The sequence below is a fragment of the Streptomyces sp. a15 genome (assembly GCF_059026085.1).
On sequence record NZ_JBWLKM010000087.1, the window covers coordinates 20,914 to 32,883 of the forward strand.

Here is an 11,970-nt window from a genome sequence, read left to right on the forward strand (position 1 = left end):
GCGGTACGAGACGTCGGGCAGCAGGGCCGTGCCGAGCAGGGGAGGAGCACAGGGCGCCGGCCGCGTAGCCGCTCATGATCAGGGCGACGTTGCGGCTGCGGCGGCCGGGCTCGCTGAGGTCGGCGACGTATGCGTTGATCGTCGGCAGTACGACGCCCAGTCCGAGGCCGACGACCAGACGTCCGGCCCCGAAGGACGGGACGCCACCGGCGAACGTGCAGACCGCCATGCCGAGCGAGAACACGGTGGTGCCGACGAGCAGGAGGCGGCGCGGGCCGGTGCGGTGGACGAGGGCCCCGGCGAGGGCCGCGCCGATCAGCATCCCGATGCCGACGAGCGAGCCGATGGTGCCTGCCTCGGCCTTGTCGATGCCGAGCGAGGGGTCGCCCAGGATCGCGGGCACGCTGACGCCGTACACGGCGAGGTCGGTGGGGCAGCCGCCATACGGGAACCGGAAAGACGATCTGGGCCGAGCAGCTCCTGCCCGCTCCGTAGGAGTTGGTGCTGGATCGCTTGAGTTGAGCGGGTGTCGGCCTTCCCCGCGCCCGGAAACGGACGAGTCAAGCCCGTCCGTGTGCCTCGTGTGAGCGTCGTGACAGGGAGTCGATGACCACCGCGGCGAAGAGCACCCCGCCCGTGATGATGAACTGGACGGCGGTGGGGGTGTCCGTGATCGACATGCCTGAGGCGATCGACTGGATGATGAGGATGCCGAGCACCGCGTTCCAGGGCGAGCCGCGTCCCCCGAACAGACTGGCGCCGCCGATGACCGCTGCGGCGATGGCGTTGAGCAGCAGGATGCCGGAGCCGGAGTTCTGGCTCACGGAGGTGATCCGCGAGGCCAGGAACAGGCCGCCGATCGCGGCCATGGTGCCCGAGACCGCGAGTACCGCGGTCTGTACCCGAGTCACGCTGAGGCTGGCGCGACGGGCCGCCTCGACGCCGCCGCCCAGGGCGTAGACCTGCCGCCCGTAGTGCGTGCGGCGGAGCACGACGTCGAGGCCGGCCACGAGCACGAGGAAGAGCAGGAGGGCGAGCGGCAGGCCCTGGAACCGGTTGAGCACATACGCGGCCGCGAACGCGATCACCGCGAGTGCTCCGGTGCGCGCCGCGATTCCCCGCAGCGAGCGATGCGGCATGCCGACGGCCTTGCGCCGCCGTCTGTCCTGGTGGGACACGAGGAAGACCACGCCCGCCGCGCCCGCAGCCACGCCGTAGGCGACGCCGTCATGGGTGAAGTAGTAGCTGGTCAGCTTGGCCACCAGCCCGTTCTCGTCGAGGTTGATGGTGCCGCTGGTCCCGAGGATGGAGAGCATGAAGCCGTTCCACGTGAGCAGCCCCGCGAGCGTGACGACGAAGGCCGGTACCCGGGTCCTGGCGAAGGAGTAGCCCTGAACGGTTCCCGTCGCGGTGCCCGCGAGCACCGCGACGATGAGGGCGAGCCATTCCGGCACGCCGTTGTTCACGTTCAGTACGGCGAAGACAGCCGCCGCGAGGCCGCTGATCGAGCCGACCGACAGGTCGAGTTCACCGAGCAGCAGCACGAAGACGATACCGACCGCGATCAGCCCGGTGCCCACGATGTCCACGCTGAGATTGGACAGGTTCCGGGGCGAGAGGAAGTTCTCGTTGAGGGCCTGGAAGATGATCCAGACCGTGACGAGGACGAGGACGACAGGGAGCGAGCCCAGTTCGCCGGCGCTCACTTTGCGCCGGACGACGGCACCCCAGCCCCGCACCGCGCGGGTGGCGGCCTGCCCGCGGTGCGGCTGGCGGGTCTTGGCGGTGGGCGCGGCGGGTTCGGGCTGCGTGTCGTCCGCCATGTTGCGCATCCCTTTCACCATCCGGCCTCCCGGTGGGCCATCCGGCGTGGCACGTTTTCCGTGGCGCCGGTGACGGAGGAGATGATCTGTTCCTGAGAAGCGGTGCTCACGTTGAAGAAGCCGTTGTTGCGGCCGAGCCGCAGGACGGCGGCCCGGTCCGCGAGAGCTTTGACGTCCCCCATGTTGTGGCTGATGAGCAGTACTCCCAGACCGCGGTCACGGAACTGGTCGACGAGGTCAAGGACCTCGGTCGTCTGGTCGAAGCCGAGCGCTGCGGTCGGTTCGTCCAGGAGGAGGAGCCGCGGGTCACCGAGGAGCGAGCGGGCGATGGCGACCGTCTGCCGCTGACCACTGGACAGTGACACGACGGGGGCACGCAGATCAGGAATGCCCTTGGTCAGGCCCTCCAAAAGGTGTCTGGTGCGGCGCTCCATCTCCACCTCGTCGAGGAAGCCGAACCGGCGGATCTCCCGCCCGAGGTACACATTGCCCACGACGTCGAGGTTTCCGCACAGGGCGAGGTCCTGGTAGACGGTGGCGATACCGAGGTCACGGGCGTCGTGGGGGCGTTTGATGTGGACCGTCCGGCCCTCCCACTTGATGACGCCCCGGTCCGCGGGCGTCACTCCGGAGATCGCTTTGACCAGGGTGGATTTGCCGGCCCCGTTGTCGCCCAGAAGGGCCACGACCTCCCCGGCGCGAATCTCCAGCTCGATGTCCGTGAGGACCTCGACGACGCCGAAGCGCTTGCACACGCCGTGCAGCGCCAGCAAGGGGGGAGTCGGCACGGAGAACATCTCCTTCCCGGACCGGACCTCGTGAGGAACCGACCAGTCAGGTCAGCCCGGCCTCATTGCAGGCGGTAGCAAGTCGGGGCGTACAGATCTGCTGGATCGTGTACACGCCGTCTTTCACCAAGGTGTCCTTGATGTTGTCGACCGTCACGGACACGGGGGCGAGCATGACGGCCGGAATCTCCTCGCCCGTGCTGGTTCTCACCTTGTCCGGGGCAACCGGGGCGAGGCTTTCACCGCGGGCCGCAGCCACGGCCAAGGCGGCTCCGGCGGACGCCTCGGGGCTGAAGGGCTTGTAGACGGTCATGTACTGATCGCCGTCCACGATGCGCCGTATGGCTGCCAGTTCGGCGTCCTGCCCGGTGACCGGGGGCAGCGGATCGACCTTGTTCGCCTTGAGGGCGGTGATGCTGCCGGCGGCGAGGCCGTCGTTGGCGGCGTAGACCCCGTTGATGTTGCCGACGCCGAGGGCCGAGATGGCGCCGGACATGTTCATGTTCGCAGTCTCCGTCCGCCACTGGAGGGTGTCGTACTCCTTGCCGATCCTCACCCTCCCCTCGAGGACGGACAGCGCGCCCTTCTTGAACGACACGGCGTTGGGGTCACTGGGATCGCCGTTCATCATGACGATCTGGCCGTCGCTCACCGTGTCACCCATGGCCTTCAGGAGCGACCTGCCCTGGAGCTTGCCGACCTCCTCGCCGTCGAAGGAGACGTAGCCTGCGATCGGGCCCTCCGCGAGGCGGTCGTAGGCGATGACCGGGATGTCCGCCTCGTCGGCCTTCCTGACCGCGGCGCCGAGTGATCTGGCGTCGACGGCCACGAGCACGATGGCATCGACTCCCTTGGCGATCATCGAGTTCATCTGTTCCTGCTGGATGGCCACATCGCCCTTGGCGTTGGTGTGCTCAACCGCGCAGTCGGCGCACAGCTCGTCGATCTTCTTTTCGAGCAGAGGCCGGTCCTGCCCCTCCCAACGGGCCGTGGTGGCGTCCGGCAGGAGCAGGCCGATCCTCGGTGCCTCGTCCCCGCCGCTGTCTTTCCCGGCCTCGGGTCCGCAGGCCGCGAGGGCGACGGCCGTGGAGACGGCGGACATGGCGAGGGCCGCCTCCCGTGTGCAGGCCTTCATGCGGGGGACCTCCTTCGTCGGCTACCCGTGACCGGCCGTCGACGGGCGTGAGGTCCAACGGCCGCGCCCCGCCGGCGTTCGCCAGGTGGCGGACGACCGGTGCACGCAGAACCGGCGGCCGCAGGCGCGTGTGGGACACGGCGTGAGGGGCCCGCACGAGGTCGGGGCCCTATCAGCAGGGCGTGACGCCGTACGACGCCAATCGCTGTGGTGGGTTGGTTCGCCGCATCGGCAGAGGGACTCACGCGAACAGCCACGCGCGGCTGAGACCTGGGCCGCCGCGAAACGGCCCGTACCGGCGTGCTGGGGCCTCCGCCCGACCGTCCCGGCATCGGCGGTCGGCGGGCCGCCGCGATGCCGGAGCCCGACGTCGGGCTGCACCGCACCGCGTGGAAGGAGCAACACGACCACGTCGTCAGTGTGGCACCGGGGGCGGTGATCTGCGAATGCACCAGCGCTCCACGGCCCGTGACCACAACCATGAATCTGTCCGTTTCATTCGCATATGAGACTCTGGTAGGTGGGTGCCTGGCTCTCCCAGCGCATCGGCACCTGCGCCATGGGCGGGAGGTACGTTGCGGACATGCCTCATGACGGCCGGGCCCGGGCCGGAGTCACCGAGTTGCGGGCAGCCGAGGCCGGCACAGCGGGCAGTGGATCTCCTCAGCCTGCGATGCCGGAGGCCGCCGTGAGTGATCGGGCCCTGACATTCGCCGGCGTGGAGCTGGCAGCGGTCTATGTGCCCGACGCCGACAACGAAGAGCTTCGGCTGGTGGAGACGGCCGGACGCGCCACTTCCCCGTACGGCGTGCCGGAGGGGGTGCTGGAGCGTCTGCCGCTGTCCGGTGGCTCACCCGCGGCGCACGCCTTCCACACCGACCGGCCTGTGTGGCTCACTCCGGCCGTACTCCCCTCCTACTTCGAGAACGCGCCGGCGCCACCGCGAGCGGAGATGGCCCTCGGCGCGCTGCCTCTCGCGTCCGGGAGCAGACGGCTGGGCTGCCTGGTCGTCATGGGCGGGTCCGTGGACGGCTTCGCGGCCGAGCAACGGCGCTTCCTGGAGCGCTATGCCGACGCGATCGCCAACCTGTTGCAGGCCGGGACCGGCCGCCCCGACCCTTCGGCGGTGCTGTATCCCGCGCTGCGGAGTCTGCGCGTGGGCACATTCGTCCTGGTGCCGGACACCGGCCTGATCGAGGCGGACGAAGCGCTGCTGGAACTGGTCGGCATCACGCCGGACGACTTCGACGGCAAGGCCGACACGCTGCTCGCGCACGCCTTCCCGGAGGACATGCACGCACTCATGTCGCTCCTGGAACCCAGAGGCCAGGCATACGACCGGCGGGAGTTGGAGTTCCGTGTCCGGCGCCCTACCGGTGAAATGCGCTGGCTGAGTCTGAGCTGCCGAACGGCGACGGGCACCGACGCTCGGCCGGAGCAGGTGCTGGGCGTGGTGACGGCGACCTCGGTCCTGAGCCGGAGCGCCGATGACGTCTCCAGGATCCAGTGGCTGACCGCCGCACTCGATGCCGCGTCGACGGTCCGGGACGTCGGCCGAGTGGCCGTCACCGCGCTGCGTGAGCCGCTGGGCGCCGACCACGTAGCGCTCGCCGAACTGCACGAAGACCGGCTCATGGTCACCGTGCTGGACCCGCCGCAGCCCGCCGTCTGGCCGGAGATATGGCGCTCCCAGTGGCGTTCGGAATGGCCCGACGCGCCGGTCAGCGCTCTTCCCACCCTGCAGATGGCCCTGCAGGACGGCCGTATGGACCTGTGGCCCGCCGGGTCGGCCCTCGAATCCGGACTGGCAGGCATCGGCAGCGGCGGTCTGGCCGTGCTGCCGCTCCCCGCCAAGGGTCGGGTCGCCGGCGTGTGCCTGGTCGGCTGGGACCAGCCGCACGAGTTCGTCCCCGAGGAACGAACCCTGCTGACCGCCACCGCCGCGCTGGTCGGACAAGCTCTCCAGCGTGCGCACGCACACGACGCGGAGCAGGAACTCGCGACAATGCTCCAGCGCAGCCTGCTGCCCCGACGCCTTCCGGAACTGCCCGGGTGCACGGCCGTCGCACGTTATCTGCCCGCCCTGAGGGGTCTGCAGGTGGGCGGTGACTGGTACGACGTCATCGCCCTCTCCGAGGAACGGGTCGCACTGGTCATCGGTGACGTGCAGGGACACAGCGCCGGAGCCGCGACGATCATGGGCCAGATGCGTACCGCGGTCAGGGCGTACGCGGTGGAGGGCCATCCGCCCGACGTGGTCGTGTCCCACGCCAACCGCCTCCTCGTCGGCATGGAGACCGATCTGTTCGCCACGTGCTGCTATGTCGAACTGGACCTGGAGGAGGGCAACACCCTGTTCGTCCGGGCCGGCCACCTCTCACCGCTGGTGCGCCATCCTGACGGACGTACCGAGGAGGTGGAGGTCGAAGGCGGGCTTCCGCTCGGCATCCTCGCCGAGGCGGAGTTCCCCATGACCGCGCTCGCGCTGGAGCCCGGCACGGTGCTCGCCCTGGTCACCGACGGTCTGGTCGAGGCCTCCGACCTGCCCTTGGACGAGGGCATGCACCGCACGCGCACCGCACTCGCCGCGGCCGATCCGGCGGATCCGGGGCGCATGGCCGACGAACTGCTCGGCGACGTCGGCCGACGTGAGGACGACGTGGCGCTGTTGCTGCTGCGCTATGACGGTCTGAAGACGCGGCCGATCCGGGCCGACTGGGTGGTGTGGCGGCTGCCCGACGCCGTCATGCATGCCCGCCGCTTCACCGCGCGCACCCTGCGCCGGTGGAAAACCGAGGAAGCAGCCGACACGGTGCTCCTGGTCGTGTCCGAGCTGGTCACCAACGCGCTGGTGCACACCCAGGGCCCCGTCCGCGTGGATCTGACACTGCGCGGTGACCGGGTACGCGTCAGTGTGAGCGACTCCTCGCCCCGGGCGCCCGCAAAGCCGGTGATCGTGGACTGGGAGTCGACCGGCGGCCGGGGCCTGCTTCTGGTCGAGGCGATGTCGGACTCCTTCGGCTCGATGCCCGTGGCCGGCGGCAAGCAGGTGTGGAGCGAGATCGCTGTGCCGCGCCGCGAGTCCGCCCCCGCGGACTCGGAGCCCCGGCCAGAACGAGGGGCTTTGCCATGAGGACACGTATCCGGCATGTCGTCGCGGCGCTGGTCGCCGGCCTCATGACGATCCCCCTGGCCGCCTGCGGAGGAGACGACGAGGCGGGCACGGACAGCTTCACCGTCGGCCTGCTGCTGCCCAGCCGAGCGCTCCCGCGCTGGGAGCACTCCGACAAGCCTTTCATCGAGCAGCACCTGAAGAAGCTCTGTCCCCGCTGCACGATGGAGTACGCCAACGCCGAGAACGACGCCACGAGGCAGCTGCACCAGGTCACCTCCATGATCACCAAAGGGGTCGGAGTCCTGATCCTCGACGCCGCCGACACCAAGGCGCTGCGCTCCTCCATCCGGCAGGCACAGCAGGAGGGAATCCCCGTCGTCGCCTACGACCGGCTCGCCGAAGGGCCGATCTCCGGCTACGTCAGCTTCGACGGCGCTCAGGTCGGCAAGCTCCAGGGCGAGGCGCTCCTGAAGGCCATGGGTGAAAGAGCGGACGACGAGAACGTCGTCATGATGAACGGCGATCCCACCAGCCCCAACGCGGCGTCGTACCGCAAGGGCGCCCTGTCCGTCCTCAAGGGCAAGACGAAGATCGCCAGGTCGTACGACACCCTGGGCTGGACCACGGCGAACGCCCACGCCAACATGTCCGCTGCCGTGTCGGCTCTGGGCCCGAACCGAATCGGCGGGGTACTGGCAGCCAACGACGCCATCGCGGCAGGCGTCATCGCAGCCCTCAAAGCCGCCCATGTGCGAGAGCTTCCTCCGATCACCGGCCAGGACGCCGAACTCGCGGCTGTGCAGCGCGTCATCAGAGGCGAGCAGTACATGACGGTGTACAAACCATTCAAAGCGGAAGCCGCCGCAGCCGCAGCCATGGCTGTCGCCCTGGGACGCGGCGAGGACGCCCGCGACATCGCCACGACGGCGACCGACAGCCCCACCACCCAGAACATCCCGTCCGTCCTGCTCACTCCGACCGCGGTGACGGCCGACACCATCAAGCAGACACTCGTCAAGGACGGCGTGTACAGCGTCGACCAGATCTGCACCCGGGAGCTCCGGCCCGCCTGTGACGAAGCCGGACTCACTCGGTGAGGGCCCTGTCCGGTGCTCGGCGCCGCTCTGGGGCGGACGGCGCGAGAGGCACTCTGCTTCCCGCCCGCCGCGTCGCCGATCACGCTGACCCGCCACCTTCTCGGCCGCGGTAAAGCTCCTGGGGCCGCACCCGGGGCGGCCGGACTCCAGGAGTCCAAAGAGCGATGAGTCTCGCCGTCGTTGCCGGTCTGTATTGCAGGGCGTCGCGGGTCGGGTCGCCCGAAGGAAGCATCAGCCCCCACACGCAATCAACCGCACTCGAGGAGAACACCATGACCGCTACCTACACCTTCGACGTCTTTTCCAGCCTCGACGGCTTCGGCGCCGCCGGTGGCAACTGGACCGGCTACTGGGGCAAACAAGGCCCCGAGCTCCTCGACCACCGCCTCGCCCTCTACGGCGAGGAGCAGCGGATGGTCTTCGGGGCCAACACGTACCGGGCGTTCGCGCGGATGCTGGCCTCGAGCACCGAGGAGTCCGAGGTGCGTGACCCATGGGTCACCCGGATGAGGAACCTGCCGGCAACGGTGGTGTCGACCACACTGGAAGAACCCCTCGACTGGCCGGATGCGAACGTCGTGAGCGGCGATGCCGTCGACGTCGTCGCCCGGCTCAAGAAGGAGTCCGAGGTGCCGCTGCGCTCGCACGGCAGCCTGTCGATGAACCGGGCACTGATGGCCGCCGGCCTGGTCGACCGCGTTCAGGTGACGCTCTTCCCTGTGATCACCGGTCAGACCGGACTGGACCCGATCTTCCAGGGTGCGGCCGACTTCGACCTTGAGCTGATCGAGCACCGGACGCTCGACGGCCACATTCAAGAGCTCATCTACCGGCCCGCCCTGCATGTCTGAGTCTTGCAGGACGAACCGGCGGCGGGTGCGCCCGCGTGCGGCGAATCGCCGGGGAAAACCCGTGGTGGCCGCACGGCCGGGCGTGTCACGCTGGGACGCCACCGAAGGGGTGTAGCTCAGCTGGCCAGAGCGCCGGTCTCCAAAACCGGATGCCGCAGGTTCGACTCCTGCCGCCCCTGCTGTTGATCACGGTTCGCGCATCGAACAGGAGCCATCGCCCTGGGCCCCGTAGGGCGACCAGTTCCGGCCAGGGGCGCCAGGCGCCCGCCTGCTCGGAGTCCTCGGTGCTCAGGTCGGGCGATCGTTTCTGGTCACCGGTAGCGGGGCGGCGACCCGTTCCCAGGCCCGTTTGCGGGAGGTGACGATGACCTTGCCGGGTCCGTCGGTGGGGAAGTAGTTGCGCACCGACTCGACGTCCTCGGCGTTGTCGAAGACGAGCAGCCAGTTGTCGTACGGCACTCCGGAGCGCAGTGCCTCCAGTACGGCGGGCACGGCGGTGTTGGCGGCGGGGGCGCCCAGGCTGTCCTGTCCGGTCGGGACGACGCGGTGCGGACGACGCGCTAGCCGTTCGGGGACGTCTGCTCGTGCGTGCTCACGCCCGTGCCTGCTCGCCGGCGAGATCGGGCAAGGTGCCCGGCCGGGCGACCAGCACCACGGCTGTACGTATGCCTGTTCTGCCCAGCGGGCACGTCCGGCCGTGCCGTCATCCGCAGACCTCCGGATTCACTCCAGCCGTGTGCCGACGCCGTCGGTGCGTGTCCGATCCGGACTGCGCAGGTGCAGCGCCGCATCCGGAGCGAGGGTGCGTGATGGAGGGTCTGCCCGGCGGGCGGACTCGATCCAGGCCGAGGCTTCCCGAAGTGCGGCGCGGCTCGTGGGCGTTGTTCTCTGGTGGGGGCCGGTTTTGCCGTGTAGCGTCACTGCCAGCTGTCGTGGTTCGCAGGACCTGCCCGCGCTTTGGCGCGGGCGCTTTGCTGTGCGGTGCGGAACCAGGGCGATCACCTCCAGGACCGCGCGGTGCGGCTCCTGAACATTGACTGAGAGGCACGAGCATGGCCAGCGGAACCGTGAAGTGGTTCAACGCCGAAAAGGGCTTCGGCTTCATCGCCCAGGACGGCGGCGGACCGGACGTCTTCGCGCACTACTCCAACATCAACGCCTCCGGCTTCCGCGAGCTGCAGGAGGGCCAGGCAGTCACCTTCGACATCACCCAGGGCCAGAAGGGCCCGCAGGCGGAGAACATCACACCCGCCTGACCCGTGACCTCCCCAGGGCCGGAACAGGCCCTGGGGAACCGGCATGGCTCCTGCAGGTCGCCGCGGCGTCGAGCACGGCGCGGCGACGGCAGATCCATCTCGCGGCGGAGCGTGCTGCGCAGCGGCGACGTGCGAAGCCCAGCCCTGGTGATGCGGGCAGGCAGACGGCACGGCGGGCCTGCCCACGGTGGTTTGTCCCCGCCACGGCCTGCACCATGACACGCCGACCCGTTCCCGTGCCGGACTGCCGCACGGCGTCTGTCGCGCTATCGCGCGGCCAGGGCCGCGGCTGCGGAGTTGGCCGTGGAGCACGCTGCCGCCGCTGCTGGCCGCCGCCGACACCACCATGGCCACGGGGGCGGTGCAGGTCCTAACGGGAGCAGCTCGTCAACCACGAGTACAACGAGAGCTACCTCTACCACTCCTTCATGGAGCAGGAGCCCGACCCCAAGGTGAAGGCCATCTGGGAGCTGCACCTGAACATGGAACTCGAACACCTGCGTATCGCCTGCGACCTGATGCGCCGTCACGACAGCCATGATCCGCAGGAGATCCTTGCGCCCGAGCTGCCGAACGTCCTCACCTTCGAGCCGAACAAGGCGTACGTCCGCGAACTCCTCGGCACCCAGATGGATCTGACCACGCTCGGCACGGGCTATGTGCGGGACGCGCACGAGCGGTTCGAGCGGTTGCAGGAGCAGATCCACGGTGGCGAGGAGCCGCCCAGCGAGCGGGTGATGACCCAGCACCGGGAGCTGTTCGGCCGCGAGTACCGCTCGCAGACCGACGGCGCGGCTGCGCGGGCGTGGTGATGTCTGGTCGCGAAGGCGGGACGCGTCCTTCTGACTGGGCCAGGTCGTGCAGGCTTGCTCGGTCGCCGTCCCGTGGGAGGCATGGCTGCCGCCGTTCACCGGGCACATGTTCGCGCATCAGGCGGCCGGTTTGGTGGCGCCCTTGCTCGTCGTGCTCGCCACCGGTGGCCGCGGCCCTCGACATCGGAGGCCTGTGGGCGCTGTACCGGGCTCCGCTGCCCGCCGAGGTGCTCCGAAGGTGAGTGTTGGACTGGTGGGGCGGGGGGCTTTTACGCCGCCAGCTGTGGCCGCGGTCCGTTGGGCCGGCTCGTGTACGACGGTTGCCGCATTCCTGTCGGGAGTGGCATGGCTGCGGTCCCTTGCTGCGTCAGTGGTTGTGTGGTGCGGCCGTGGCGGCCGGCGAAGACGTAGAGGCGCAGGATGATGAAGCGGCCTGTGCCGGCGAGGCCGGAGGCGGTCAGGTAGACGGTCTGCTCCGTCAGCGTGCCGGGGGAGGGCTGCACCGCATGCAGGACGTAGATGGCGACGCTGGTGGCCAGGTAGGCGGCGGTTGCCGAGCCCGCGGACTGCCAGTGCTCTCGCCATCCGGCGCTGCGCCCTTGGGCGAAGGTGAAGCGGGCGTGGAGTTCGGTGCACAGCAGGGTGGAGGCGATGGTGATGACTGCGTTCGAGACGGCCCAGGGCAGGGTCGTGGCCAGCAGCGGTACCGCGAAGCTGGAGAGGATCCCGACGCCACCTCCGAAGATCACAAACCGTAGGAAGGAGGCGATGGGGCCGGGAGAGGCCAAAGTCGCCGTCTCGGGCTTCGGTGCGAGGGGCGACTTCATGGCTGCGTCCTTCCGGAGAGAGGGTGCTTCTAGAGGCTGCGGGCGGTGATGTCGCCGTAGGCGGTGGTGGCGTGGATGGTCAGGGCGGCGGAGCCGTCGGTGTTCTTGAGGGCGTTGTGGATCCGGCCGTGGCTGGTGCCGGCGTCCAGGGAAGCGGAGACGCCGCGGGCGGCGCCGACCGTGATCTGGCCGGCCTCGGTGCGCAGGTCGACGGTGCCGTGCAGGGCTTCGGTGATGTGGATGTCGCCCTTCTGGATGCTGATCCG

The 11,970-nt window shown here is 69.5% G+C and carries 9 protein-coding genes, 1 tRNA gene and 3 pseudogenes; 6 read left to right on the plus strand and 7 right to left on the minus strand.

Annotation, left to right across the window (positions count from 1 at the left end; translation table 11 throughout):
- Positions 1–97 precede the first annotated feature (97 nt).
- The 4 genes and pseudogenes from AC5P09_RS43520 to AC5P09_RS43535 form a co-directional block, all read right to left on the minus strand.
- Positions 98–418 (minus strand): annotated as a pseudogene (locus AC5P09_RS43520) (MFS transporter); the annotation flags it as partial.
- A gap of 142 nt (positions 419–560) precedes the next feature.
- Positions 561–1,832, minus strand: a complete 1,272-nt coding sequence (locus tag AC5P09_RS43525; RefSeq protein ID WP_493879224.1) for a sugar ABC transporter permease — start codon at positions 1,830–1,832, stop codon at positions 561–563.
- 5 nt (positions 1,833–1,837) lie between these two features.
- The gene (locus AC5P09_RS43530; protein ID WP_493879225.1) at positions 1,838–2,620 is read right to left on the minus strand and encodes an ATP-binding cassette domain-containing protein; all 783 of its coding nucleotides are present in this window, start codon (positions 2,618–2,620) and stop codon (positions 1,838–1,840) included.
- A 37-nt stretch (positions 2,621–2,657) separates the two neighbouring features.
- Positions 2,658–3,746: a substrate-binding domain-containing protein gene (locus AC5P09_RS43535; RefSeq protein ID WP_493879226.1), complete on the minus strand. Its 1,089-nt coding sequence runs from the start codon at positions 3,744–3,746 to the stop codon at positions 2,658–2,660.
- A 673-nt stretch (positions 3,747–4,419) separates the two neighbouring features.
- On the opposite strand from AC5P09_RS43535, the gene AC5P09_RS43540 reads away from it, so the two are divergent.
- The 4 genes from AC5P09_RS43540 to AC5P09_RS43555 all read left to right on the plus strand — a co-directional run bounded on the left by AC5P09_RS43540 (position 4,420) and on the right by AC5P09_RS43555 (position 8,988).
- Positions 4,420–6,879 (plus strand): SpoIIE family protein phosphatase, encoded by a 2,460-nt coding sequence (locus tag AC5P09_RS43540; protein WP_493879233.1) that lies wholly within the window; start codon positions 4,420–4,422, stop codon positions 6,877–6,879.
- Positions 6,876–7,958, plus strand: coding sequence for a sugar ABC transporter substrate-binding protein (locus AC5P09_RS43545; RefSeq protein ID WP_493879227.1), 1,083 nt, complete (start codon positions 6,876–6,878; stop codon positions 7,956–7,958). Before AC5P09_RS43540 ends, AC5P09_RS43545 begins: the two co-directional genes overlap by 4 nt.
- Before the next feature lie 272 nt (positions 7,959–8,230).
- Positions 8,231–8,809 (plus strand): dihydrofolate reductase family protein, encoded by a 579-nt coding sequence (locus tag AC5P09_RS43550; RefSeq protein ID WP_493879228.1) that lies wholly within the window; start codon positions 8,231–8,233, stop codon positions 8,807–8,809.
- 105 nt (positions 8,810–8,914) lie between these two features.
- Positions 8,915–8,988: transfer RNA gene (locus AC5P09_RS43555), tRNA-Trp, on the plus strand.
- 109 nt (positions 8,989–9,097) lie between these two features.
- On the opposite strand, the gene AC5P09_RS43560 is transcribed toward AC5P09_RS43555, so the two are convergent.
- Positions 9,098–9,301: a hypothetical protein gene (locus AC5P09_RS43560; RefSeq protein ID WP_493879229.1), complete on the minus strand. Its 204-nt coding sequence runs from the start codon at positions 9,299–9,301 to the stop codon at positions 9,098–9,100.
- Between the two features lie 560 nt (positions 9,302–9,861).
- Between AC5P09_RS43560 and AC5P09_RS43565 the strand changes: the two genes are divergently transcribed.
- Both AC5P09_RS43565 and AC5P09_RS43570 read left to right on the plus strand, forming a co-directional pair.
- Complete coding sequence (locus AC5P09_RS43565) at positions 9,862–10,065, plus strand: cold-shock protein (RefSeq protein WP_037751662.1); 204 nt, start codon at positions 9,862–9,864, stop codon at positions 10,063–10,065.
- Between the two features lie 377 nt (positions 10,066–10,442).
- Positions 10,443–10,877: pseudogene (locus tag AC5P09_RS43570) on the plus strand (hypothetical protein); the annotation flags it as partial.
- A 269-nt stretch (positions 10,878–11,146) separates the two neighbouring features.
- On the opposite strand, the gene AC5P09_RS43575 reads toward AC5P09_RS43570, so the two are convergent.
- Together AC5P09_RS43575 and AC5P09_RS43580 are read right to left on the minus strand one after the other, a co-directional pair.
- Complete coding sequence (locus AC5P09_RS43575; protein WP_493879230.1) at positions 11,147–11,704, minus strand: GtrA family protein; 558 nt, start codon at positions 11,702–11,704, stop codon at positions 11,147–11,149.
- A 29-nt stretch (positions 11,705–11,733) separates the two neighbouring features.
- Positions 11,734–11,970 (minus strand): annotated as a pseudogene (locus AC5P09_RS43580) (DUF4097 family beta strand repeat-containing protein); the annotation flags it as partial.